Source organism: Streptomyces pimonensis, from assembly GCF_041380215.1.
Taxonomy (GTDB): Bacteria; Actinomycetota; Actinomycetes; order Streptomycetales; family Streptomycetaceae; genus Streptomyces; species Streptomyces pimonensis.
Map to the genome: position 1 here is coordinate 56,910 of NZ_JAHWZY010000021.1, position 23,964 is coordinate 80,873.

A 23,964-nucleotide genomic window follows, 5' to 3' on the forward strand; every position below is an offset into this window, starting at 1 on the left:
CGGGGGCTGCTCACCGCCAGGGTTCGGATACCGAACGCAGGCAGGCCGCGGTCGCCACCGCCGCGGTGACCGCCTCGTGCCCCTTGTCCTCGCTGGAGCCGGGCAGTCCGGCGCGGTCCAGGGCCTGCTCCTCGTCGTCACAGGTGAGCAGACCGAAGCCGACGGGGACGCCGGTGTCGACCGAGACCTGGGTGAGGCCCTGGGTGACGCCCTGGCACACGTAGTCGAAGTGGGGCGTGCCGCCCCGGATGACGACGCCGAGGGCAACGACCGCGTCGTACCCGCGTCCGGCCAGGACCTTGGCGACGACCGGGAGTTCCCAGCTGCCGGGGACCCGGAGCAGGGTCGGCTCGTCGATGCCGAGGTCGTGCAGGGCGCGCAGGGCGCCGTCCACCAGTCCTTTCATCACCTTCTCGTGCCACTGCGCGGCGACGACGGCGACCCGCAGGTCCCCCACGTCGCGTACGGACAACTCCGGTGCACCCTTGCCGCTCACGTCTCTCCTCGGTGTTCTCTTACTGGTTGCCGCAGGCGGGCACGGTCGGCGTGTCCAGCCAGGGCAGGTCGTGGCCCATCCGGTCCCGCTTGGTGCGCAGGTAGCGGAGGTTGTGCTCGCTCGCGGTGACGGGCATCGGTTCGCGTCCGGTCACCTCGATGCCGTGGCGGGCGAGCGCGTCGGACTTGTCGGGGTTGTTGGTCATCAGGCGGACGCCGCGCACGCCGAGGTCGGCGAGGATCTGTGCGCCGGCGCCGTAGTCGCGGGCGTCGGCGGGCAGGCCGAGTTCGAGGTTGGCGTCGAGGGTGTCCCGGCCGCGCTCCTGGAGTTCGTAGGCGCGCAGCTTGGACATCAGGCCGATGCCGCGCCCCTCGTGGCCGCGCAGGTAGACGACCACGCCCCGGCCCTCGGCCTGGATGCGGTCCAGGGAGGCGTCGAGCTGGGGACCGCAGTCGCAGCGCCGGGAGCCGAAGACGTCGCCGGTGAGGCATTCGGAGTGGAGACGGACGAGGATGTCCTCGCCGTCGCCGATGTCGCCGTGGACGAGGGCGACGTGTTCGACTCCGTCGACGGTGGAGCGGTAGCCGTACGCGGTGAAGGTGCCGTGGGAGGTGGGCAGACGGACCTCGGCCTCACGGCGGACGGTGGGTTCGGCGGAGCGGCGGTAGGCGATCAGGTCCTCGATGGAGATGATCGTCAGACCGTGCTTGCGGGCGAACGGGATCAGTTCGGGCAGCCGGAGCATGGTGCCGTCCTCGCCTGCGATCTCGACGATGGCGCCGGCCGGGCGCAGGCCGGCGAGGCGGGCGAGGTCGACGGCGGCCTCGGTGTGGCCGTTGCGCACGAGGACGCCGCCGGGCCGGGCGCGCAGCGGGAAGACGTGGCCGGGGCGGACGAGGTCGGCCGGTTCGGCGGTGCCGCTCGCCAGCAGCCGGAGCGTGGTGGCGCGGTCGGCGGCGGAGACGCCGGTGCTCACCCCGTGGGCGGCACCGGCGTCGACGGAGACGGTGAACGCGGTCTTCATCGACTCGGTGTTGTCGTCCACCATCTGCGGGAGGCGCAGCCGGTCCAGTTCGTCGCCCTCCATGGGGGCGCAGATCAGACCGCGGCACTCGCTCATCATGAAGGCGACGATCTCGGGGGTGGCCTTCTCGGCGGCGATCACGAGGTCGCCCTCGTTCTCACGGTCCTCGTCGTCGACGACCACGACCGGCCGGCCGGCCGCGATGTCGGCGACGGCCTGCTCCACCGGGTCGAGCGTGAGGTCCTCGAAACCGTCGGTGCGGTACAGAACGGGTGTCGCGCTCATGCTGGCGCTCCTTCCAGGGCGGGCCGCGCGTCACGGGAGCGCAGCCACCAGTCGCGCAGGCCCCAGAGGACCAGTGCGCCGTAGATGACGTAGACGAAGCCGGAGAAGGCGAAGCCGTTGGCGAAGTTCAGGGGAACGCCGACGAGGTCGACGAGCAGCCAGGCGAACCAGAACTCGACCATGCCGCGGGCCTGCGCGTACATGGCGACGATCGTGCCGACGAAGATGTAGGCGTCCGGCCAGGGGTCCCAGGACAGGGACGGGTAGAGGGTGAACAGTCCGCCGACGGCGAGGGTCCCGACTGCCGCGGCGCCCACGAGGAGGAGCCGTTCGGGATTGGTGGCGAACCGTACGGCGACGGACCCGTCCTGTGCCTGCCGCCGGCCGCGGTTCCACTGCCAGAAGCCCCAGGAGGCGACCAGCATGACGACGACCTGTTTGCCGGCGCTGCCCGAGAGGTGGGCGGCGGCGAAGGCCGTGAAGAGGATCAGGCCGGAGACGAACTGGGCGGGCCAGGTCCAGATGGAGCGGCGCCAGCCCAGGGCGAGGGCGATCAGACCGACCACGTTGCCGATCATGTCCGACCACATGATGTGCTGGTCGAAGAGGGTGAAGGCCTCGGAGTTGAGCCAGTTCACCGGGACACCCCCTCACCGGTGGCGCGGTCGCCGAGCATCCGCTCGACGTACTTGGCGATGACGTCCACCTCGAGGTTGACCGGGTCGCCGGGCTGCTTGATGCCGAGCGTGGTCAGGGCGAGCGTCGTGGGGATCAGGCTGACGGTGAAGAAGTCGGGCCCGGCGTCGACGACGGTGAGGCTGATGCCGTCGACGGTGATGGAGCCCTTCTCCACGACGTAGCGGGAGAGGCCGGCGGGAAGGGAGATCCTCACGATCTCCCAGTTCTCCGACGGTTCGCGTCCGAGGATCTCGCCGGTGCCATCGACGTGCCCCTGCACGATGTGGCCGCCGAGACGGGAGCCGACGGCCGTGGGGCGTTCGAGGTTGACGCGGGAGCCGACGGCGAGGACGCCGAGGCTGGAGCGCTTCAGGGTCTCCGCCATGACGTCGGCGGTGAACTCGTCGCCCTCGTGCTCGACGACCGTGAGGCAGACACCGTTGACGGCGATGGAGTCGCCGTGCTGCGCGCCTTCGGTGACGACGGGGCCGCGCAGCCGGAAGCGACAGGCGTCGTCGAGGGTCTCGACGGCGGTGATCTCGCCCAGCTCTTCGACGATTCCGGTGAACACTTCCCGGGTCCTCCTGCCTCTTCGGGCACGGACTCCGGGGCTGCCGATGACGACAGAAGATACGGGCGAGGACGTCAGGAGCGACGCCGGACAGGGAACGCCTCGACGGCGAACCGGTACGGCGGCGCGCATGGATGCCCGCCCGCCGCGCACTGCCTCCCATCCGGACTTTAACCGTCGGTCCAGGAATTCCACCTGGTCAACCGGCCGCTGGAGGCGACCGGGTCGCGGACTGTAACCGCCGGTTCGGACTTTCACCGACCCCGGAGTGCGCTGCTACTGATACAGAGCCAGTCTGCCACGCCCGGCCGCCCTCCATGCGGGCGGGGAGTGTGGGGTGGCTCACAGGGAGCGGCACGGAGGCCGTCGAGGGTCGCACGAGGGCGACTCCCCCTCCGCCGCGCCCCTCGACTGTTGCCGGATTGGTCCACACCTATTGACGAAGTGGTCTAGTCCTCTTAGGGTCCGAACCACCTTCCACGGCGGGACCGGGGAGCCGGCCGCCCCTCGCAGGACCGGCCCGGCGGCGGTGACGACGGCCCTTGCCCGCCGCCGGGCCTCACCGCACGCGGACGCGCCCGACGGCCGGCCCGGACGCGAGGTGTGCCGAGGTCAGCGCTCGGGCGCGCCGAACAGTTCGTCCTGGGCCTGGTCGCGGGCGGTCAGGAGGGCTCCGCGGAGCACCGCGCCGCCGCCCAGGGCGCTGGGCCGTACGTCGGCGGGCAGGGGTGACATGGCGGCCAGGCGGTCCCGCACCCGCGCGGCGAGCCCCTCGCCGCCGGCCTGGCCGATCTCGCCGCCCAGGACCACGTGGCCGGGGTCGAGCAGCGCGACCACCGAGGCGACACCCACGGCGATCCGGTCGGCCAGGTCGTCGAGGAAGCGCGCCTCCGGGGAGGCGGGGCCGGCCGTCGTGACGGCCGTCCGTACCGCGGCCCGTACCGCGCCCGCCGCCGGCGGATCGGTACCCGGCTCCGCCACGACGCCGTGCTCCTCCGCCAGCCGGGCGATCGCCGTCGCCCCCACCAGGGAGTGGAAGCCGCCCGCGCAGTCGGTGGCCGACGGCAGACCACTCGTGCCCGGGACCGGGAGGAAGCCGATCTCGCCCGTACCGCCGGAGGCACCCCTGCGCAGGGCGCCGTCGAGGACCACGGCGGCGCCGGTGCCGTGCCCCAGCCACAGCAGGACGAAGGTGTCCCGGTCGCGGGCCGCTCCGTCGCGCTGCTCGGCCAGCGCGGCGAGGTTGGTCTCGTTCTCCACGCTGACCCCGGCCTCGGGGAACCGTTCCTGGAGCGCGGCGACCAGGCACCGGTGCCACTCGGGCAGGCCCGTGGAGTCGCGCAGCTCGCCGCTCGCGGGGTCGATCAGCCCGGGTGCGCCGATCCCGACGGTGTGCAGCCGGTCGGCGCCCGCCTCCCTCACCGTCCGCTCGACCAGCGCGACCGCCCGCTCGACCGCCGGTCCGGTCCCCTCGTCCCCGGCGATGGGCAGGGCGGCCTCGGCCAGTACGCCGCCGACGAGGTCCGACACGACCACGGTGACACCCTCGGTGCGGACGTCCAGCGCGGCCAGGTGCGCCCGGTCCGCGACGATGCCGTACAGCTTGGCGTTGGGGCCGCGCCGCTGCTCCCCCGCCTCGCCGGCCACCGCGATGAACCCGGCGGCGGTGAGCCGCTCGACGAGGTCGGCGACGGTCGGCCGGGACAGCCCGGTCAGCTGCTTCAACTGCCCTGCGGTCAGTGGGCCTTCCTGCTGGAGCAGGCGCAGGGCGAGCCGGTCGTTGATGGCTCTGGCGGTGCTCGGGGATGCGGCCATGCCGGGATCCTCCCAGATCGGCGGGGCCGATCGGCGCACGCTCCGCCTCCGGGTGCCCCATATCTTTCAGGCAAGGTACCTGATAGTTTACGGCGGCGCGTACGGGAACCGAAGGCCGGGAGGGGCGGGACGATGAGCGCAGTGGTCCATCGACAGCGCGATGTGAGGCGGGCGCGGTACGCCGTGGCCGCCGTGTTCGCCGTGCACGGCGCCGTCACCGGCTCGTTCGCCACCCGCGTCCCCTGGATCCAGGACCACGCCGGGGTGAGCGCCGGGCAGTTGGGCCTCGCGCTCGCCTTCCCCGCGCTCGGGGCGTCCGTCGCGATGCCGCTCGCGGGGAGCGTCAGCCACCGCTTCGGCGCGCGCACGGCGCTGCGCGGTCTGATCGCGCTGTGGACGCTCGCGCTGGTCCTGCCGTCGGCCGCCCCGAACCTGCTGACCCTCTGTCTGGCCCTGTTCGTCTACGGCGCCACGGCCGGCATGTCCGACGTGGCGATGAACGCGCTGGGCGTGGAGGTGGAGAACCGCCTCGACAAGTCGATCATGTCGGGGCTGCACGGCATGTGGAGCGCCGGTGCCCTGGTCGGCTCGGCGGCCGGCACGCTCGCCGCCCACCTGGGCACGGACGCCCGGCTGCACCACGCGCTCGCGGCCGCCGCCTTGACGGTGGCAGGCGTGACCGCCTGCGCCTGGGTGCTCGATCTGCAGCCCGCCGAGGACGAGGAGCCGCCGCCGCGGTTCGCGCTGCCGCCCCGCTCCGCGCTGCTCATCGGCGCGATCGGTTTCTGTGCGGTGTTCGCGGAGGGCGCGAGCCTGGACTGGTCGGCGGTCTACCTGCGCGACCAGCTGGGGACCTCGGCCGGCCTCGCGGCGGCCTGCACCACCGGTTTCACGCTCACCATGGCGATCGCCCGGATCGCCGGGGACCGCGTGGTGGACCGCTACGGCGCCGTGCGCACGGTCCGCGCGAGCGGTGCCGTCGCCCTGCTGGGCGGGCTGCTGATCGTGCTCGCCGAGCATCCCGCGGCGGCGATGGGCGGGTTCGCGCTGATGGGGCTCGGCATCGCGGTGGTCGTGCCGCTGTGCTTCGCCGCCGCCGGCCGCAGCGGCTCCAACCCGAGCCTGGCCATCGCGGGCGTCGCGACCATCACCTACACCTCGGGGCTGATCGCCCCGAGCGCTATCGGCCTGCTGGCGCAGGCGACCAGCCTGATGGTGTCGTTCGTGCTGGTGACGGTGCTGTCGTGCGGCATCGCGGGCTTCGCGGGCGTGCTGCGCGCGGGGGACCGTACGAAGGTCACGCGTGCGGACGCGGCAGTTTCCGAGCCCCGTCCCTGAACGCCTCGCTCCAGGACGCCGGGCGCAGGGTCGCGGCGTCCAGCCGCACCGGCACCCGGCTGCCCCGCGCGTGGGTCACCGCCCCGTTCGCCGAGCAGACGCGGAAACCGTACGGGAGTCCGGCCGCGCCGCTCCGGCCGCAGGTGGACCGCGTACGCACCTGCGCGGGCCACCGGGGCCTCGTAGCCGATGCGCAGTTCCCGGACCGCGTCGCAGGCGGTGGCCGGCGTCGCCGGCCGCCGCCCCGTCGCCGTCGAAGCGGACGCCGCTCCTGCCACAGCCCGGTCCACGCCCGCTCGACGGGCGGCGGACAACCGGCGTGGTGCGGCGGCCCCAGCGCGTCGAGGTCGTCGAGGTGGACGGTCGCGGGTACCGGCCGGCCGTACGACGGGGCGGGGCGGTCGGGGTGTCGTCGGTCACGGGTGAGGCTTCCGGGACGTACGGAACGAGTGCCGCCTCCGCCGAACAGCGGCACACCCCCGTCCTGAGCGGGCGCTCAGCCGGGTCGGCCGCACCCGCCCACCTGTACGAAGCACCGCTGCCCAGCCCGCACAATGGTCCGGACACGCTGCACGTACGACGAAAGCGACATCCCATGGATCTCGGCGTCCGCTGGACACTGCACGGCGACGGACGCACCCCGGCCCCCGGCGCGGTGGTCCGCCCCGACGAACGGCTCTCCTGGCCGCGCACGGCGGGTCTGGGCGCCCAGCACGTCGTGGCGATGTTCGGGGCGTCCTTCGTCGCCCCGGTGCTCATGGGCCTGGACCCCAACCTGGCGATCATGATGTCGGGTGTCGCGACCGTCGTCTTCCTGCTCGCCACGCGCGGCCGGGTGCCGAGTTACCTCGGCTGCTCGCTCTCCTTCGTCGGCGTCGCCGCGGTCATCCGGGCCCAGGGCGGCTCCAGCGCCACCGTGACCGGCGCGGTGTTCGTGGTCGGGGCGGCGCTGTTCCTGGTGGGCCTCGCGGTACGGCGCTTCGGGGCGCGGGTCATCCACGCCGCGATGCCGCCGGTCGTCACCGGAGCGGTGGTGATGCTGATCGGCTTCAACCTGGCGCCGGTGACCGCCTCCACCTACTGGCCGCAGGACCAGTGGACCGCGCTGTTCGTGATGCTGTTCACCGGTCTGGCCGTGGTCTGCCTGCGCGGTTTCTGGTCCCGGATCGCGATCTTCCTCGGGCTGGTCTTCGGCTACGTCCTGTCCTGGGCGCTCGACCGGATCTTCGGCAGGATCCACTCGGCGGACGCGAGCGGCCAGGTCACCGACCACTGGCGTCTGGACCTGTCCGGAGTGGGCCGGGCCGACTGGATCGGTCTGCCGACCCTGCACGGCCCGTCCTTCGAGTGGTCGGCGATCCTGGTCGCCCTGCCGGTGGTCATCGCGCTCATCGCCGAGAACGCCGGGCACGTCAAGGCGGTCGGCGAGATGACCGGCGACAACCTCGACGACAGGCTCGGCACGGCCATCTCCGCCGACGGTGTCGGCTCCATGCTGTCCACCGCGGTCGGCGGCCCGCCCAACACCACCTACTCCGAGAACATCGGCGTGATGGCCGCGACCCGCGTCTACTCGACCGCCGCCTACTGGGCCGCCGCCGGCTTCGCCCTGCTGTTCGGCCTGTGCCCGAAGTTCGGCGCGGTCGTGGCCGCCGTCCCGGGCGGTGTGCTCGGCGGGATCACCGTCATCCTGTACGGCATGATCGGCCTGCTCGGCGCGCAGATCTGGATCAACGCCAAGGTGGACCTGCGCAATCCGCTGAACCTGGTGCCGGCCGCGGCGGGCATCGTCATCGGCGTCGGCAACGTCTCGATGGAGTTCACCGACACCTTCTCGCTCAGCGGCATCGCGCTCGGCACGCTGGTCGTCATCACCGGCTACCACGCGCTGCGCGCCTTCGCGCCCGCCCACCTCAAGACACAGGAGCCACTGCTCGACGAGGGCACGTCCTCCTACGACACCGACGGCACCGAGGGCGATCAGCGCGCCAAGTCGTAGGCGTACGACGGGGTGAAGGTGCCCGGCGCCCCCGTGCAGCCGTCGGACTCCCCCGGCAGCTTCACCCACAGGTAGGCGTCGATGCCGGCCTCCCCGGTGCTCAGCGTCGGGGGCCGGCCCAGCTTGCGGCCGGCCGGGTCACACCATGCGCCGTCCGGCGGGGCGCCGTTGCCGTTGCGGCTGGTGTCGATCACCGCGCCGAGGCTCGACGGACCGCCGAGGGCGTCGAGCACGGCACGGTCGTAGGCGATCTCGTCGGCGGTCGCGTGGAAGTTGGAGACGTTGCTGAAGACGCCGTCGGAGGAGGCGGCCGAGGCGGCCCCGGCCTGCCGCAGCAGGGCGGCCTGCTCGGCCGGGGTCCTCCAGCCGGAGTGCCCGGCGTCGTAGTAGACCCGTGCTCGGGGACCGGCCTCCTTCAGCACCCGGCCGGCGCGGGCCAGTGAGGCGAAGCGGGCGGCGCGCTGCCCGGCGGAGAGGCACTCGGACTGGGCGATCGCGTCGGGCTCCAGGATCACGATGACCTCGCCGTCGCCCAGCCCGGCGGCGAACCGGTCGATCCAGGCGTCGTAGGCGGCCAGATCGGGCGCCCCGCCCTGGGAGTGCCCACCGCAGTCGCGGTCGGGGATCGTGTACGGCACGAGCACGGGCACCCGGCCCTGCGCCGCACCGCCCGACGCCACCGCACGCACCCGGGAGGTGATCGTGTCCGGGGAGTGGTCCGCGAACCACACGGCCGCCGGCCGGCCGGCTATCCGGGACTCGATGACCGCACGGCGCGGATCGTCGGGGTGGGCCCGCACCCAGTCCAGGACCCGGGAGTCGGGATGGCGGTAGAGACGGGTGGACACGGGGGCGGCCCGCCGCTCCGTCCCGTCCCCGGACGCGGACGCCTTCGGACTCGTCTTCTCCTTCGGACCGGCCGTGGGAGAGGCGGACTTCGTCGCCGACGGCGAGGACCAGAGCGAGGACGAGGACGAGGGCACGGCGGGCAGTGGTTCCAGGCGGGGCGAGGAGGTCACCGCGGGGCGGGCCCCGTCCGCGCCGCCTCCGTCGCCGACCGCCGACATCAACCCGGCGGCGGTGCCGACCGCGACCACCACGGAGGCCGCCGCGACCATCGCGCCGCGCCGGGCGGCACGCCGGCGCTCGGCCCTTCGCACGGACAGGCGCTGGGCACGCGAGCCTGACACAGTGCTGTTCCCCCTCCCCCACGACGGGCGCGTTCCCCCGTTCCGGGGAAGCGTCGGGCCCGTCGCCACTGGAGCCACCCTAGAGGTGCGACTCTGCGCTCATGGTGCGATGCGAACAAGTCCTCACCGCCGTGGACGGGGTCGTCTCCCGTATGCGCGCCCTCGACGCGGCCCTGCCCGCTCGGGACGGGGTCGCGGTGTTCAACCGTGTCTACCTCACCGTCACGGAGGCCGTGGACCGGCGGATCGACGCCGGCCGGTTCCCGGACGCGCGGGCGGCGATCACGCTGGACGTGCGGTTCGCGGAGCGCTATCTGGCGGCGGTGGACGCGGTGTCGCGGGAGCGGCGGCCACCGGCCTGCTGGCGTCCGCTGTTCCAGTTCCGCCGGCACCCCGGCGTACGTCCGCTGCAGTTCGCGCTCGCGGGCATCAACGCGCACATCGGCCACGATCTCGCGCTCGCCGTCGTCGACACCTGTCGTACGCTCGCCTGCGAACCCCTCGAACTGGAGGACGAGTTCGACCAGGTGGGCGATCTCCTCCTCTCGCTGGAGGACCGGATCCGCGAGGAGCTGGTCCCGGACCCCGAGCTGCTGCGGATCGCCGACCCACTGACCCATCTGCTGGCCGCGTGGAGCCTGGAACGCGCCCGGGACGCGGCCTGGACGGCGGCCCGCGCCCTGTGGGCGCTGCGCGGACTGCCGGACGTCGCCGGGGAGTTCACCGAACGCCTGGACACGGCGGTGGGGTTCGCAGGCCGCATGCTGCTCACCCCGCTGCCGGACTGATCCGGAGCGGGCGGCACGGCCCGTGACGGGCCGTGCCCGGCGGGCTCAGTCCTCGGGGAGTTCGACCGGGGCGATCTCGTCGTAGAGGTCTCCGGGGCCCGGGTTGGCCGGGTCGGTCTCGCCTCCGAAGTGGTGCATGACGCCCCAGACCGCGTTCAGCGCGGTCTGGACTGCGCCCTCCGCCCAGCCGGCCGTCCAGGAGATGTCGTCGCCGGCGAGGAAGACACCCCGCTTGTCCTCCGGCAGCGCCTCCTGCATGAAGTGGGTGAACAGGCGGCGCTGGTAGCGGTAGTGGCCGGGCAGGTTGGCCTTGAACGCGCCCATGAAGTAGGGCTCGTTCTCCCAGGAGACGGTCACCGGGTTGCCGATGACGTGCTTCCGGATGTCGACCTTGGGGTAGATCTCGCCGAGCGACTTCAGCATGACCTCCATCCGCTCGTTCGCGGACAGCGGCAGCCACTTCAGGCTGTCGTCGCACCAGGTGTAGGAGAGGCAGATGACGGCGGGCTTGTCGGGACCGTCGTCCAGGAGGTACGTCCCGCGGGTCATCCGGTCGGTGAGCGTCATCGACATGACGTCCCGGCCCGTCTCCTCGTCCTTGTCGAGCCAGAACGGCCGGTCCACGGGCACGAAGAGCTTGGAGCTCTCCATGTAGTGGGTGCGCTCGATGGCGGTCCAGTGGTCGATCGGGAAGAGCGAGTCGTCGCAGGCGATCTTGGAGAGCAGCATCCAGGACTGGGCGGTGAAGATCGCCGCCCGGTACGTACGGATGTCGCCGCCGGCGTCCGTCACCGTGATGCGGTTGCCCGCGGTGCGGTTGAGCCGTGTGACCGCCGGGCGGGGCTCGCCGTCCGGGTGCAGGGACTTCAGCGAGGTGCCGTACGGCCAGTGGACGATCTTCTCCGGTTCGCGCTCCCACAGGCGCAGGGGCAGCTGCTGGGAGCCGCCGACGATGCCGCGGTGGTGGTCGTCGGCCTCGGTGTAGACGACGCGGAGGATCTCCAGGATGGAGTTGGGGAAGTCGGTGTCCCAGCCTCCGGTGCCGAAGCCGACCTGACCGAAGATCTCGCGGTGACGGAAGGACTTGAAGGCCTCGGAGTCGCAGAGGAAGCCGTAGAAGGTCTGGTTGTCGAGCTTCTCCACCAGCTTCGCCCAGATCTCGCGGATGCGCGGGACGTCGCGCTCGCGCAGGGCCCGGTTCATGTCGGAGAAGTCGGCGCCCTCCTCGAGGCACCTGGCCCAGGCTTCGGCCACGTCCCGGTAGACCTGGGGCAGGTCGTCGAGGGTCTCGGCGTAGTGCGACTCGCCCTTCAGGTCGACGACGGTGGACGGCGTCGCCTCGGCGAGGGGGTTGGGGAAGGGACGGGTCTCGAGGCCCACCAGGTCGATGTAGTGCTGCAGGGCCGTGGAGGACGGCGGGAAGCGCATCGCGCCCATCTCGGCGGTCAGCGAGGGGTCGCACCCTTCGAAGCCGACGGTCCGCAGCCGGCCGCCGATCCTGTCGGCCTCGTAGACGACGGGCTTGAGGCCCATCTTCATCAGCTCGTACGCGGCGACGATTCCGGACAGGCCGCCGCCGATCACCGCGACCTCGGTGCCGTGCTCGGTCGCCGGCACCTGCCCGAGGCCCGCCGGGTGGGCGAGGAAGTCGTCGTACGCGTACGGGAAGTCCGGGCCGAACATGGTGATCGGCGGCTGCTGCTCGTCGGCGTGCTCGATCGCGTTGGGCACGGTGGACGTCATGGGGTACGGACTCCTTGCACGGGTGAAACGGATGCGGGGGCGCGGGTGTTCAGACGAGGGACCCGTAGAGGCCGGGGCGGCGGTCGGCCAGATACGGGTTCGCCTCGCGGGAGGCGGCGAGGAACACCGGGTCGGTGTCGGCGAGGACCAGTTCCTCCTGACGGCCGGCGCGGGTGCGGGTCACCCCGTCGGGTCCGGCGAGCGTGGACAGCCCGACGAACTCGAACTCGCCCTCGCGGCCGACCCGGTTGACGTACGCCACGTACATCTGGTTCTCGAAGGCCCGCACCGGCACCATGTGCTCGGCGACGAACTGGAACGGGTGCATCTGCGCGGTCGGCACCAGCAGGAGGTCGGTGCCGGCGAGGGCGTGGGCGCGCACGTTCTCCGGGAACTCGACCTCGTAGCAGATCATCAGGCCGACGGTGAGGCCGTTCAGCTCGGCCTGGGCGACGGGCCGCTCGCCCGGGGTGAAGTGGTCGCGTTCGAAGCAGCCGAAGAGGTGGGTCTTGCGGTGGTTCGCGAGGCGGGTGCCGTCGGCGGAGATCAGCTGCACGGAGTTGAAGACGCGCCCGCCGTCCCGCTCGGGGTAGCCGTAGGCGATCGCCAGGCCGTACCGGGTGGCGCTCTCCGCGATCGCGTCGGCCGCGTCGCCGTCGGCGGGCTCGGCGAGCCTGCCGACGGCGTCGCCGATCGCGTACCCCGTGAGGAACAGCTCCGAGGTGACGAGCAGCCCGGCGCCCGCGGCGGCGGCACGGCCGGCCGCCTCGTCGAGGACCTTGAGGTTCTCGGCGACGGATCCGGGCCGTCCGGAGCTCTGGAGCAGGGCGGTGCGCATGCGTGTTCCTCATCGGTACGCGAGGGTTCGGGGGGCCAGATAGAAGGTACGGTCGGCCGGCTCGGGCGGACAAGGCGGAGCCGTTGCGGTCGGTGAGCGGTTCGTTGCGTCCGGGGCGGGGGCGGCGGCGATTCGTTGCGCGGCGCCCGTTCCCGTGCGCCGCGCGGCGAACCCGGTCGGCCCGGCGGCCTACGGGATGCCCTGCGCGGGTGCGGGCCGGGGAGTGTTCGCGCGGCCCGACGCCCGCGGAGTGGCCCCTGCCTTCGGGCCCTGCGGGGGGCACGCCTGCCCCCGGGCACGGCGGCAGGCGGCCGCGGAGGGGCCGGGGGCGGGGGCGGCGGCCCGCAGTGACCGGCGCGTCCGTGCCCCCGGCCCCGCCGGGAGACGTGATGCGCGCCGGTCCGAGGACGGGCACCCCCGACGCGGCCCCGACCCGCCCACCGGTCGTGGGCGCCGCGGCGAGCCCTCGCTCACGGTCGTGCCCTGGCGGCCCCGGCGAACAGCAGGACCGCCGTCGCCAGGTACGGCACCGCGAGCACCGCGAAGGCGGTGCTGTGGGCGCCGCCCGAGGCGATCAGCGCGTAGCCGCCGTAGACCGCGACCGTCGCCAGTTCCGTGCCCAGGCCCGCCACCGAGGTGAGGGTGGCCCGGCCGGTGTCCTCGATGCGCCGCTGGAGACGGGCGTCGGCCAGCACCGTCGCCGCCTGGAAGCCACCGAAGGCGAGGGCGACGAGACCCAGCCCCCAGGGGGTGCCCTCGGCCGCGCCGACGGCCAGGGCGAGACCGGCGCCGGCCAGCAGCGTGGCGAGACCGGCCGTGCCGAGCCGCTCGCCCTCACCGGCCAGCAGGCTTCCGGCGGTGGCGCCGGCCCAGATCAGCAGGAGCAGGTAGGGGACGGTCCCGTCGGCGACCCCGGTCTCCCGCACCAGCAGGGGCGTGTACTCGTCGAGGGCGCCCCATACCGCACCGACGGCCGGGACGAGCAGCAGCGCCCCGCGTACGGACCGGCCGGCGCGGGCCCCGGCGAGTCCGGCGCGCAGGGTCGCCGTCCAGCTCTCGTGCCCGGTCTTCGGCGAGCGGTGCTCGGGGAACCGGAGCGCCGTGGCCGCCGCCAGCAGGCACACCAGCACGCTGGCGGCCCCGACGGCGGCGTGGCCGCCCCCGGCGAGCACGGGGCCGGCCAGTCCCATCGCCGCCATCACGGCGACCAGTCCGGCCGCGCGGGCCCGGCCCATGACCCGGGCGTAGCGGTCGGCCGCGTCGAGCCGTTCCAGTTCGTCGTAGACGAGGGCCTCGAGCGCACCGGAGCCGAGCGCGCCGCCGGCACCCCACAGCACGAAGCCGAGGGCGAAGGCGCCGTACGACGGAAGGAGCACCCACAGGGCGAAGCCGGCGGCGGTGAGCAGCGGGCCGAGCCACAGCAGCAGCCGGCGGGACACGGCGTCGGCCCAGGCGCCGGAGGGAACCTCCAGCAGCACACCGGTCACCGACCACAGGGCGAACAGGGAGGAGATCTGCCCGACGGACAGACCGGCGTCGCTGAACAGCAGGGCGTACACCGGGTAGAGCAGGATGAAGTCTTCGAGGAACGCGTAGCCGTACAGCGTGGTCGTCAGCCGTCGCACGCGGACGTCGGTGGCACGCGTGGGCGTGAGAGTCATGAGGCCTTCCCGTGGGGGCGGTTCGGACACCGGACGTGGAGGACGAACGGCGCCGGAGGCGGCCCTCGGGAGGCGCGGCCGGTGGATCAATGTCGCCAGGTCATGACCCCCATGCTAGAGCGGCCGTGAGGGGTCCCGCCCTGCGTTTTCCCCGGCCGGTGCCCGCCGTTCCCGGGCGGGGAGCCGGGGCGGCAGCACGACGCCGCCGTCGCGCTCGAGGCGTTGCCAGGGCAGCCGGTACCCGTCGACCGCGGTGAGCCCACGACCGACACCGCCGTGCCCGACACGGTCACCGCGGCCACGGACACCCGGCCCTTCCACCGGGTTCCCGTGTCGACGGGGCTGGTGGGACCGCCGGTGCCGACGAGGCCGGCGATCGTGGTGAAGCGGTGGCTCCGGGCCTGGACCGGGGCGTCGGACGGTGCCTGCGGCGGCTCGGACGGACCGGGGGCGGGGTGGACCGGGGCGTGACCGGCGGGGACTGCGGGGCAGCCGGGCCCGTCCCCGCGGGCGGATCGCCCGGGGGCGGCTCGGGGGCGGGTTCGCTTCCGGTGCCGGGGCCGGGTGCGGACGGGTCGCCGGGGCGGGGGCGACGGGCTCCTGAGGAACGCCCGTCGCGGAAGAATCCGGTTCGGCCGGGACCAGGGGCACCGGTCCACCGGGGACGAGCGGACCGCGAGGCGACGGGAGCGGGGAACCGGCAAGGAGCCCGGGCCCCGCCGTGCCGGCGTCGCCGAAGTCGCTCCGCCCCGGGTCGAGCACACCGCCGGGCGGTCGGGGCCGTCATCCGTTCCCCCTCCGATACGGACCGGCAGCAGGACGCCCGGTGCGCACGGGGTCGCCCCCGTGCGGCTCGGTGCCGGCACCGCCAGGTACGCGGCCGCCGGTCCGGCCACGGCGTATCCGGTGCGTCGGAGCACCCGCGCGCGCCTGCCGGTGGAGTCGACGAGCACGGGGAAGCGCGGATCAGCCGGTGAGACGGTCCGCGCAGGCCCGGAATCATCCCGACTCCGCATGGGGCCGGCGTACGCCGGAACGGGCCTGCCTACGCGGGCGATCCCGACGAGAACCGCCGCAGCAGCGGGGACAGCACCAGCACGGACTTGGTCCGCTCGACGAACGGCTCGCCCGCGATGCGTTCCAGGACCCGTTCGAAGTGGCGCATGTCGGAGGCGAAGACCTGGGCGACCGCGTCCGCGTCACCGGTGACGGTGGAGGCGGCCACGACCTCCTGGTAGCGCTCCAGGCCCCGCTGGATGGTCTCCGGGGAGGTGTTGCTCCGGCAGTAGATCTCGACGAACCCCTCCGTCTCCCAGCCGAGGGCGGCCGGGTCCACCCGTACGGTGAACCCGGTGATGGCCCCGGTGGCGCGCAGCCGGTCCACGCGCCGTTTCACGGCGGGCGCGGACAGGCCGACGAGCTGGCCGATGTCCGCGTATGAGCGGCGGGCGTCCTCGGCGAGGGCGTGCACGATGCGTTCGTCGAGATCGTTCAGCACTGCGGGTGGTTCACTTCGCTTCTGGTGCGGCGGGGACGGCGAGCCGGGAACGGCGGTGGCCGTACAGGAAGTAGAACACGAGCCCGGCGGCCATCCAGGCACCGAAGACCACCCAGGTGACGGCGGACAGGCTGCCCATCATCCACAGGCAGAACGCGAGGCCGACGACGGGCAGCACCGGCGACAGCGGCACCCGGAAGGTGCGGGGCATGTCGGGGCGGGTCCGGCGCAGCACCACGACGGCGACGTTGACCAGCGCGAAGGCGAACAGGGTGCCGATGCTGGTGGCGTCGGCGAGCTGGCCGAGCGGGACGGCGGCGGCCAGCACGCCGCAGAAGAGGGAGACGATCAGGGTGTTGGTGCGGGGCGTGCCGGTCTTCGGGCTGACCTTGGCGAACACCTTGGGCACGAGTCCGTCCCGGGCCATGGCGAACAGGATGCGGGTCTGGCCGTAGAGCACGGTCAGGACGACGCTCGCGATGGCGATGACGGCACAGAACGCCAGCAGGGTGCCCCAGAAGCTCTGGCCGGTGACCTCGCGCATGATCTGGGCGAGCGCGGCCTCGGAGTCGGTGAAGTGCCGCCAGGGCTTGGCGCCCACGGCGACGGCGGCGACCAGGACGTACAGCGCGGTGATGACGGCGAGCGACAGCAGGATCGCGCGGGGCAGGTCGCGCTGGGCGTTCCTCGCCTCCTCCCCGGCGGTGGAGGCGGCGTCGAAGCCGATGTACGAGAAGAACAGCGTCGCCCCGGCGGCGCTGACGCCGGCCATGCCGAGCGGCATGAAGTTCTCGTAGTTGCCGGAACTGAAGCCCTGGGCGCCGATGGCGCAGAACAGCACCAGCGCGCCGATCTTCACGACGACCATGACCGTGTTGGCGCGGGCCGACTCGCGGGCGCCGCCCATCAGGAACGCCATGGCGAGCAGGACGACGATCAGCGCGGGCAGGTTGAAGACGCCGCCGTCGCCGGGCGGGGCGGACAGCGCGGCCGGGATGGTGACGCCGATGGTGCCGTCGAGCAGCTCGTTCAGGTACTCGCCCCAGCCGACGGCGACAGCGGCGACCGAGACTCCGTACTCCAGCATCAGGCACCAGCCGCAGACCCAGGCGACCAGCTCGCCCATCGTTGCGTACGCATACGAGTAGGAGGAACCGGAGACCGGGATGGCACCCGCCAGCTCGGCGTAGGAGAGGGCGGAGAAGAGAGCCGTCAGACCGGCGATGACGAAGGACAGCGTGACGGCCGGACCGGCCTTGGGGACGGCCTCGCCGAGGACGACGAAGATGCCGGTGCCGAGGGTGGCGCCGATGCTGATCATGGTCAGCTGCCACAGCCCGAGGGACCGCCGCAGGGAGCCGCCCTCACCCTGGCCACCCTCCGCGACCAGGCGTTCCACCGGCTTGCGGCGCATCAGACGTGCGCCGAGGCCCGGGGAGGGCGGGGCGGCGGGACTGCCGTTGTGCGGGGGTGCGCCTTGGTCGAGCACGCGCTGACTCCTTCGTCGCTGCCGATCTTCCGCGGCAGGGACCGACGACGTCCCGCGACAGCCGGGACCCGTCGAGCGGGGTCCTCGCCGCACTACGTACAGCGCGTAACCCTACGAGGTTCTCCGTTGCTCCTGAAATGCAGCAACCTTGCGCATCCCCGCAAGATCATTGCGTTACCGGCAGAGAGGCGGGTGTTCGTTGCGCGGGGGCTTTCGACCGTTGCGCACCGGCCCCCGCCGGTCCCGGGGCGGGATCGGCGGGGGCCGGGCGGGAGCGAGGAGAGGTCAGTTCCAGCTGGCGTGCAGCGGCTTGCCCTCGGCGTAGCCGGCGGCGCTCTGGATGCCGACGACGGCCTTCTCTGCGAACTCCTCGAGCGATCCGGCCCCGGCGTAGGTGCAGGAGGAGCGGACGCCCGCGACGATCGAGTCGATCAGGTCCTCGACGCCGGGGCAGGCCGGGTCGAGGAACATGCGGGAGGTGGAGATGCCCTCCTCGAACAGCGCCTTGCGGGCCCGGTCGTACGCCGACTCCTCCGAGGTGCGGTTGCGCACGGCACGCGCGGAGGCCATGCCGAAGGATTCCTTGTAGGGGCGGCCGTTCGCGTCGTGCTGGAGGTCGCCCGGGGACTCGTGGGTCCCGGCGAACCAGGAGCCGATCATCACGTTGGACGCGCCGGCGGCGAGCGCCATCGCCACGTCGCGCGGGTGCCGGACACCGCCGTCGGCCCACACGTGCTTGCCGTACTTCCTCGCCTCGGCGGCGCACTCCAGGACGGCGGAGAACTGCGGCCGGCCGACGCCGGTCATCATGCGGGTGGTGCACATGGCGCCGGGTCCCACGCCGACCTTGACGATGTCGGCGCCGGCCTCGATCAGGTCACGGACGCCCTCGGCGGCGACGACGTTGCCGGCGACGATCGGCACCTGCGGGTCGAGGTCGCGGACCAGCTTCAGCGCACTGATCATCGACTCCTGGTGCCCGTGCGCGGTGTCGATGACGAGCGTGTCGACACCGGCGTCCAGCAGCTGCCGGGCCTTGCCCGCCACGTCGCCGTTGATGCCGACGGCGGCGGCTATGCGGAGCCGGCCCCGTGCGTCGGTGGCCGGGGTGTACAGGGTGGCGCGCAGGGCGCCCTTGCGGGTCAGGATGCCCGCCAGACGGCCGTCCCCGTCCACGGCGGGCGCGTAGCGGCGGTTGGCGGCGTCGAGGGTGTTGAAGGCCTCGCGCGGGTCCATGTCCGCGTCGATGAGGATCAGGTCCTTGGACATGACCTCCTCGAGCCGGGTGAAGCGGTCCACTCCGGACAGGTCGGTGTCGGTGACCACGCCGACCGGCCGGTGTCCGTCGTCGACGACGACGCCCGCGTTGTGCGCGCGCTTGGGCAGCAGGGCGAGCGCGTCGGCGACCGTCTGGTGCGGGGCCAGCACGATCGGGGTGTCCAGGACGTGGTGACGGCCCTTCACCCAGGAGACGACCTCGGTGACGACCTCGATCGGGATGTCCTGCGGGATGATGACGAGTCCCCCGCGACGGGCCACGGTCTCGGCCATGCGGCGGCCGGCGATGGCGGTCATGTTGGCGACGACGAGCGGAATGGTGGTGCCCGTGCCGTCCGGGGAGCTGAGGTCCACGTCCTGACGCGAGCCGACCGCGGAGCGGTTCGGCACCATGAAGACGTCGTCGTACGTCAGGTCGTACGCGGGCTGGATGTCGTTGAGGAAACGCACGTGCTGCACATCCCAGTCGATCAGAGGTGGCCCCCGGACAGGTCAGCCAGGGGGAAGAGCACGTACTTCATTGTCCCATGTCGATGGGAGCGCCGGCCCCGGGCGGATCGTCCAGCCTGGTCAGAGCCCTGCCCGGAGGATCCTCCAGGAGCCGGGGCCGCGGTGGACGAGGGCGTCGGGCCGGACGGTGCGGCCGGGAGGAGGCCGACGAGGGGACCGGGCGCGGACGCAGCGCTCCGCCGGGCCCGCCTCGTCGGTGACCCCGCGGAGGACCGGCGCGACCACGAGCCGGTCCGTCGGGTCGTACGGCGTCCCGGCGCCGTCGTGAACGGGGCGTCGTGGTCCTCGGGACGGCGGGACCCGCCGTCCCGTCCGGTGACGGCGCCGCGGCCGGGCGAGCCGGCGGTCTCCGCGTGCACGCGTGGCGGCGGCCGTGTCCGCACCAAGGCGGCAGGAGGGGCGGGCGGACGACGGGACGCGGGGGCAGGTCCCGTCCCGGCGCCGCGCGGCCGATGCCGCCCGCCTGGCCCTCCCTCGCCGTCAGGGGCCGTCCGGGTCCGTGCGGTTCAGGGCGGACCTCGGGGTGGTTCCCGCCGTCATCAGGTAGTCCGCGGCCGACGTGTCCGTCACCAGGCTGGTGACGAGGCCCGAGCGCAGCACGGCGTCGATCGCGGGCCCCTTGCGCTGGCCGCCCGCGATCGCCACGACCTCGGGAACCCGGCGCAGCTGGTCGGTCTTGACCGTGATGCACCGCTCCCCCAGGTCCCGGCCGACCCGGCGCCCCTCCGTGTCGAAGAGGTGCGCGGACATCTCCGCGGCGACGCCGAGGGAGGCGTAGTGCGCCCGTTCCTCGTCGCTGAGCATGTCGTGCACCGTGGAGATGCCCGGCTCCCAGGAGCCGATGGAGACGCAGGCGACGGTGACCTTGTCGAAGTACTCGAAGGCCCGCGCGATGCCGGTCTGGTGGCGCAGCGCCTCAGCGGTGGCCGCGTCCGGCAGCAGCATCGGCGCGTAGATGGGGTGGGCGTCGCCGCCCGCCACCTGCGCGGCGCGCCGCACGGCCTCCACCGAGCCGCGCTCGGCGGTCCCGGCGTCGTACACACCCGTCAGCTGCACGACCGTGCAGGGCGGCAGCCGGTCCAGGGCCGCCGCCATGTGGATGGTGGAGCGGCCCCAGGCCAGGCCCAGCACGTCCCCCTCGTCGACCAGCTCGCCGAGCAGGTCGGCGGCCACCTCTCCCAGGTTCTCGGGGTCGGGCGTCTCCTCGGCCTCGGCCGGGGACTCGACCACGACGGCGTGCCTCAGGCCGTACCGGGCGCGGAGCGCGTCGGAGCGCTCGGCGTCCAGCTCGGCCGGCACGCGGATCTCGATCCGTACGAGATCCCGTTCGAGGGCGGTCTCCAGGACCCGGGCCACCTTGAAGCGGCTGACGCCGAACTCCTCGGCGATCTGGATCTTGGATTTTCCCTCGAGGTAGAAGCGGCGGGCCATGGCCGCCGCCTGCACCAGCTCAGCGGGGCCCATCCGCATGGCTGACCGGCCCGCCGACATACCCGACACGGCGATCTCCTCACTGCTGCTCACACTCTGGATTCGCCGTTCATCCTTGCAGATCCGGCGCGGTCGATCAGCCCTGCCGGGCGCCGTTCACGTTCCTGACGCTCAGTGGTCGCACGCCCACGACGCCTTGGCCGTCGCGGCCTCCGCCTGGTCGCGCAGCGCACGCACCGCCTCGGCCGGGTCCGCCGCCCCGTACACGGCGGAACCCGCGACGAAGACATCGGCGCCGGCGTCGGCGCACCGCTCGATGGTGGACGCCGAGACGCCGCCGTCGACCTGGAGCCAGAGCTCGAGACCGTGCCTGTCGATCAACTCGCGAGTGCGGCGGATCTTCGGAAGCATGATGTCGAGGAAGGCCTGGCCCCCGAATCCCGGCTCGACCGTCATGATCAGCAGCATGTCGAGTTCGGGGAGCAGGTCTTCGTACGGCTCGACGGGGGTCGCCGGCCTCAGCGCCATGGAGGCACGGGCCCCCTTGGCGCGGATCTCCCGGGCGAGCCGCACGGGCGCGGTGGCCGCTTCGACGTGGAAGGTGACCGAACCGGCCCCCGCCTCCACGTACTGGGGCGCCCACCGATCGGGGGCCTCGATCATCAGATGGCAGTCCAGCGGAGTGTCCGTGGCACGGGCGAGCGACTCCACGACCGGCACGCCGAGCGTGAGGTTCGGGACGAAATGGTTGTCCATGACGTCGACGTGGAGCCAGTCGGCGCCGGCCACCGCCTTCGCCTCGTCGGCGAGGCGGGCGAAGTCGGCGGACAGGATGCTGGGACTGATCTGCGGGGCCATGTCCCAAGACTGCCATGCCCGCCGGGGGTCGCCCGCACCGGTCCCGTGCGGGCGACGGTTGTGCACACGCCGCGGGCCGTCCGCAGCGGGCCGCGGCCCGCACGGCGAAGCCGCGGATGTCGCCGTCCCGCTCCCCCTTCCCGCGCTGCGGCGGAGGCGGCCGCAAGCGCTGGCCGTGGTGGCGCGCGGCTGGTCCGCGGCCGGCGTCCCAAGTGGCCGGTGCTCGGTCCCCCGGCCCGCCCAGGTCCTCGTGCCGGTCACGATGGACACCCGGGGCCGGAGGCGGATCGGCCCAGCGGTCGGCTCGATCCGGGACGACGCCGGCGGGGCAGCGGGGCCTCGCCGCGAACGTCACGGGACCGGGCGGCACCTCGGCGGGCCCGGTCCTCGCCGACGCCTTCGCGGCCCTCGGCACGCCGCCCACGGCCGCGTTCGCCGGGATCGGCTTCACGGTCGCCCCGGGCGTGCTCATCGACACCTTCGTCGTGCGGTCGGCGCTGGTCACGTCCTTGTTCCTGGACGTGGGCCCGAAGGTGTGGCGGCCCCGCCGGCCGGCCCGTGAGCGCGGCGGCGAGGTGAGGGAGCCCGATGTAGGTTCTCGAATCCGCTGACCAATCGCACCTCGCCTACCTGCACTGATCAGTCGCGTCTCAGTAGTGGCCATGAGTAGTTCGTCTCACGATCTTGGCCACTGAGGCGCCTTCTTCAGTGGTTAGTACTCCAGCCTAGATGTGGATCTTCATGAACAGGCTCTTGGTCGTAAGAATCAGCCCCGGGGCTCAGGTGCCGGCCACGAGCGAACCAACGGCCGAGTCGGCGTGCCTCACGCCGTCAGCGGTTCCCGGGCGCCAGTCAGGTGGCGTCGGCGGAGGCGGGCGAAGGCGGTGGGGCTGGGGCGGTGCGGGAGAAACTCCTTGATCCGCTGCGCGCATTCACGTGGGCTTGCCGCGCTGGTGTCGCACTCCAGGTCGTAGTCACCGTGGCCGTGAACCAAGTCGTATCGATGCGCCGCGAGGCCCGGGAGCGGTCGCCCCGGGCCAGCTCGCAGCGGGCAAGCTTCGTCCAACGGGCAGTGGACACGTGGCAAACGCACAGGTCCGAGCCCCGTGGACCGGGCAGGCCGGGTTCCATGATGCACGTCCTGTCGGACGCGAACGGCCTGCCCCTCCTCGTCGGCGTCTCCGCCGGCAACACCCACGACAGCGAGGGGCCGAAGCCGATGGTGGAGGGTCACTAAACGAGACACGCCCCTCACCCCGGCCGTTACTTCAAGCCCCAGCGCCTGCACACGGACAAAGCGTATGACCGCGCTGATCTGCGTAGATGGCTGCGCGGAGAGCGCATCGGAGTGCGCATCGCCGCAAGGGCATCGAGTCCAGCGAGCGATTAGGGCGACGCCGCTGGGTCATCGAGCGCACCATGTCGTGGCTGTCCGGCTACCGGCGGCTCAGCCCCCGCTACGAACTCGTGTCCCTGGGCCGTCAGTCTCCTGGGTTATCTACCCTCGTCAGCAACCTCCCGCCCTCCATCCCAAACCTATCCACCACCAGGAACGCCTTGCCCAGCTCGTTAAGCGTCAGCTCAAGCCGATAGAAGTCGACCTCGCCGCCGCCGTTGCGGTATGGCCGGATACGTTCTGTATCCAGACCGCGCTTCCACTCCTCGAACGGCACCGCCGCGAAGACCTCGTACTCGTCGGCCCAGATACAGCAATCTGCTCTGCACTGGTCATACTCCGTCCCGTCGTACGTCTCCGGGTGCACGCGGGTGTCAGCCCACGCGAACAGCTTCGGCACCACCTCGGCGTAGCTGGCGAGGCCAAGGAAAACGCCCCAACTGGCCAGCTTCTCGGGTTCCTCGCCGTCCTCTTTGTCTATGGCTAGACGAATGTCGCCTCGTCCTGTGCTCTTGTTGACCCACTCCTCTATGTCGACCACCAGCCGCTTGCCGCTGGCCAGCAGCTCCATCCAAGGCTTGGCCAGTTGCAGTTCACGGATACGCAGCTCGTACGGATCACCCTCGGCAGCCTCCCGGAGGGCCTTTCGGGCGCTCGAATCCAGCACCTGAGCCTCCGGCACCAGGAGCTTCCAGCCGCCGGTGGACGTCTCCTGGAGCGTCTGGCGGTTCACCAGCTGCCAGTGGCAGCGCTTGGTCTCCGGGTGGTACAGCACCACGGCCACCGGCAGTGAGTGGTTGAGCCAGTAAGCCACGTGCTCGCCGTCCGGCCGAAACCACCAACCTCCTGGCGCCGTCTCCCGGAACCAGCTCATCCCACTCTTGATCTGCAGGGCCAACAGCCGGCCACGGACGTCCTTGCCGTCGACAACCTCGGTATGCGCGTCAATGCCGAAGTCCTCGGTGGGCTGCTCGCGGAAGAGCCACTCCAGCTCGTCCTCGACGGTGAGTTTGGTGCGGGTCACCCCGATAGTGGCGACCTTGGCGGATGATTTACGTCGCATCACGGCTCCATCTTC

19 protein-coding genes, 3 pseudogenes and 1 riboswitch are annotated in these 23,964 nt (G+C 72.6%); of the genes and pseudogenes, 5 read left to right on the plus strand and 17 right to left on the minus strand.

Features of this window, described 5'->3' with window-relative positions:
• Nucleotides 1-10 precede the first annotated feature (10 nt).
• The 5 genes from ribH to KYY02_RS21315 all read right to left on the minus strand — a co-directional run bounded on the left by ribH (nt 11) and on the right by KYY02_RS21315 (nt 4,869).
• Nucleotides 11-496 (minus strand): 6,7-dimethyl-8-ribityllumazine synthase, encoded by a 486-nt coding sequence (gene ribH, locus KYY02_RS21295; protein WP_371240206.1) that lies wholly within the window; start codon nt 494-496, stop codon nt 11-13.
• A 19-nt stretch (nt 497-515) separates the two neighbouring features.
• Nucleotides 516-1,805: a bifunctional 3,4-dihydroxy-2-butanone-4-phosphate synthase/GTP cyclohydrolase II gene (locus tag KYY02_RS21300; RefSeq protein ID WP_371240208.1), complete on the minus strand. Its 1,290-nt coding sequence runs from the start codon at nt 1,803-1,805 to the stop codon at nt 516-518.
• On the minus strand, nt 1,802-2,443 hold the full coding sequence (locus KYY02_RS21305; protein WP_371240210.1) for a nicotinamide mononucleotide transporter family protein: 642 nt from the start codon (nt 2,441-2,443) through the stop codon (nt 1,802-1,804). Before KYY02_RS21305 ends, KYY02_RS21300 begins: the two co-directional genes overlap by 4 nt.
• Entirely contained in the window at nt 2,440-3,054 is a 615-nt protein-coding gene (locus KYY02_RS21310; protein WP_371240212.1) for a riboflavin synthase, read from the minus strand. The genes KYY02_RS21305 and KYY02_RS21310 overlap by 4 nt, the downstream gene beginning before the upstream one ends.
• A gap of 145 nt (nt 3,055-3,199) precedes the next feature.
• Nucleotides 3,200-3,330, minus strand: a riboswitch (FMN riboswitch).
• Between the two features lie 336 nt (nt 3,331-3,666).
• Nucleotides 3,667-4,869: an ROK family transcriptional regulator gene (locus KYY02_RS21315; protein WP_371240214.1), complete on the minus strand. Its 1,203-nt coding sequence runs from the start codon at nt 4,867-4,869 to the stop codon at nt 3,667-3,669.
• A 132-nt stretch (nt 4,870-5,001) separates the two neighbouring features.
• Here KYY02_RS21315 and KYY02_RS21320 point away from each other — a divergent pair, with 132 nt between their 5' ends.
• Nucleotides 5,002-6,207, plus strand: a complete 1,206-nt coding sequence (locus KYY02_RS21320; protein ID WP_371240216.1) for an MFS transporter — start codon at nt 5,002-5,004, stop codon at nt 6,205-6,207.
• On the opposite strand, the pseudogene KYY02_RS21325 reads toward KYY02_RS21320, so the two are convergent.
• A pseudogene (locus KYY02_RS21325) lies at nt 6,167-6,613 on the minus strand (acyl-CoA thioesterase); the annotation flags it as partial. The gene KYY02_RS21320 and the pseudogene KYY02_RS21325 overlap by 41 nt on opposite strands.
• Nucleotides 6,614-6,802: 189 nt before the next feature.
• Here KYY02_RS21325 and KYY02_RS21330 point away from each other — a divergent pair.
• Nucleotides 6,803-8,206 (plus strand): uracil-xanthine permease family protein, encoded by a 1,404-nt coding sequence (locus KYY02_RS21330; protein ID WP_371240218.1) that lies wholly within the window; start codon nt 6,803-6,805, stop codon nt 8,204-8,206.
• On the opposite strand, the gene KYY02_RS21335 is transcribed toward KYY02_RS21330, so the two are convergent.
• On the minus strand, nt 8,188-9,324 hold the full coding sequence (locus tag KYY02_RS21335) for a glycoside hydrolase family 6 protein (RefSeq protein WP_371240268.1): 1,137 nt from the start codon (nt 9,322-9,324) through the stop codon (nt 8,188-8,190). The two genes, KYY02_RS21330 and KYY02_RS21335, sit on opposite strands and share 19 nt — an antisense overlap.
• 173 nt (nt 9,325-9,497) lie before the next feature.
• Here KYY02_RS21335 and KYY02_RS21340 point away from each other — a divergent pair, with 173 nt between their 5' ends.
• Complete coding sequence (locus tag KYY02_RS21340; RefSeq protein ID WP_371240220.1) at nt 9,498-10,184, plus strand: DUF5995 family protein; 687 nt, start codon at nt 9,498-9,500, stop codon at nt 10,182-10,184.
• Nucleotides 10,185-10,229: 45 nt separating this feature from the next.
• Here the strand turns inward: KYY02_RS21340 and KYY02_RS21345 are convergent, their stop codons facing one another.
• From KYY02_RS21345 to rpe, 8 genes are all read right to left on the minus strand, one after another.
• The gene (locus KYY02_RS21345) at nt 10,230-11,927 is read right to left on the minus strand and encodes a flavin monoamine oxidase family protein (protein WP_371240222.1); all 1,698 of its coding nucleotides are present in this window, start codon (nt 11,925-11,927) and stop codon (nt 10,230-10,232) included.
• Between the two features lie 49 nt (nt 11,928-11,976).
• Nucleotides 11,977-12,765 carry a carbon-nitrogen hydrolase family protein gene (locus KYY02_RS21350; protein WP_371240224.1) on the minus strand — a complete coding sequence of 263 codons (789 nt, stop codon included), beginning with the start codon at nt 12,763-12,765 and terminating at the stop codon, nt 11,977-11,979.
• A gap of 470 nt (nt 12,766-13,235) precedes the next feature.
• Entirely contained in the window at nt 13,236-14,426 is a 1,191-nt protein-coding gene (locus KYY02_RS21355; RefSeq protein WP_371240226.1) for an MFS transporter, read from the minus strand.
• A gap of 1,045 nt (nt 14,427-15,471) precedes the next feature.
• Entirely contained in the window at nt 15,472-15,924 is a 453-nt protein-coding gene (locus KYY02_RS21360; protein WP_030867804.1) for an Lrp/AsnC family transcriptional regulator, read from the minus strand.
• A gap of 10 nt (nt 15,925-15,934) precedes the next feature.
• Entirely contained in the window at nt 15,935-17,413 is a 1,479-nt protein-coding gene (locus KYY02_RS21365) for an amino acid permease (RefSeq protein WP_371240228.1), read from the minus strand.
• A 285-nt stretch (nt 17,414-17,698) separates the two neighbouring features.
• Complete coding sequence (locus tag KYY02_RS21370; RefSeq protein ID WP_371240270.1) at nt 17,699-19,141, minus strand: GuaB1 family IMP dehydrogenase-related protein; 1,443 nt, start codon at nt 19,139-19,141, stop codon at nt 17,699-17,701.
• Nucleotides 19,142-19,681: 540 nt separating this feature from the next.
• On the minus strand, nt 19,682-20,725 hold the full coding sequence (locus KYY02_RS21375) for a sugar-binding transcriptional regulator (RefSeq protein WP_371240230.1): 1,044 nt from the start codon (nt 20,723-20,725) through the stop codon (nt 19,682-19,684).
• A 78-nt stretch (nt 20,726-20,803) separates the two neighbouring features.
• Nucleotides 20,804-21,490: a ribulose-phosphate 3-epimerase gene (rpe, locus tag KYY02_RS21380; RefSeq protein ID WP_371240232.1), complete on the minus strand. Its 687-nt coding sequence runs from the start codon at nt 21,488-21,490 to the stop codon at nt 20,804-20,806.
• A gap of 293 nt (nt 21,491-21,783) precedes the next feature.
• On the opposite strand from rpe, the pseudogene KYY02_RS21385 reads away from it, so the two are divergent.
• A pseudogene (locus KYY02_RS21385) lies at nt 21,784-22,101 on the plus strand (MMPL family transporter); the annotation flags it as partial.
• Between the two features lie 212 nt (nt 22,102-22,313).
• Here KYY02_RS21385 and KYY02_RS21390 read toward each other — a convergent pair.
• Nucleotides 22,314-22,583, minus strand: a complete 270-nt coding sequence (locus KYY02_RS21390; protein ID WP_371240272.1) for a phosphotransferase-like protein — start codon at nt 22,581-22,583, stop codon at nt 22,314-22,316.
• On the opposite strand from KYY02_RS21390, the pseudogene KYY02_RS21395 reads away from it, so the two are divergent.
• Nucleotides 22,573-22,954: pseudogene (locus KYY02_RS21395) on the plus strand (transposase); the annotation flags it as partial. The gene KYY02_RS21390 and the pseudogene KYY02_RS21395 overlap by 11 nt on opposite strands.
• A gap of 17 nt (nt 22,955-22,971) precedes the next feature.
• Here KYY02_RS21395 and KYY02_RS21400 read toward each other — a convergent pair.
• Entirely contained in the window at nt 22,972-23,910 is a 939-nt protein-coding gene (locus KYY02_RS21400) for a DUF4365 domain-containing protein (protein ID WP_371240234.1), read from the minus strand.
• Nucleotides 23,911-23,964: the final 54 nt, after the last annotated feature.

Excerpts from the sequence above, each read along its gene's own strand:
- KYY02_RS21300 (WP_371240208.1), bottom strand. The coding sequence starts at position 1,805 with ATGAGCGCGACACCCGTTCTGTACCGCACCGACGGTTTCGAGGACCTC.
- KYY02_RS21315 (WP_371240214.1), bottom strand. The coding sequence starts at position 4,869 with ATGGCCGCATCCCCGAGCACCGCCAGAGCCATCAACGACCGGCTCGCC.
- KYY02_RS21320 (WP_371240216.1), top strand. The coding sequence starts at position 5,002 with ATGAGCGCAGTGGTCCATCGACAGCGCGATGTGAGGCGGGCGCGGTAC.
- KYY02_RS21330 (WP_371240218.1), top strand. The coding sequence starts at position 6,803 with ATGGATCTCGGCGTCCGCTGGACACTGCACGGCGACGGACGCACCCCG.
- KYY02_RS21335 (WP_371240268.1), bottom strand. The coding sequence starts at position 9,324 with ATGGTCGCGGCGGCCTCCGTGGTGGTCGCGGTCGGCACCGCCGCCGGG.
- KYY02_RS21340 (WP_371240220.1), top strand. The coding sequence starts at position 9,498 with ATGGTGCGATGCGAACAAGTCCTCACCGCCGTGGACGGGGTCGTCTCC.
- KYY02_RS21345 (WP_371240222.1), bottom strand. The coding sequence starts at position 11,927 with ATGACGTCCACCGTGCCCAACGCGATCGAGCACGCCGACGAGCAGCAG.
- KYY02_RS21350 (WP_371240224.1), bottom strand. The coding sequence starts at position 12,765 with ATGCGCACCGCCCTGCTCCAGAGCTCCGGACGGCCCGGATCCGTCGCC.
- KYY02_RS21355 (WP_371240226.1), bottom strand. The coding sequence starts at position 14,426 with ATGACTCTCACGCCCACGCGTGCCACCGACGTCCGCGTGCGACGGCTG.
- rpe (WP_371240232.1), bottom strand. The coding sequence starts at position 21,490 with ATGGCCCCGCAGATCAGTCCCAGCATCCTGTCCGCCGACTTCGCCCGC.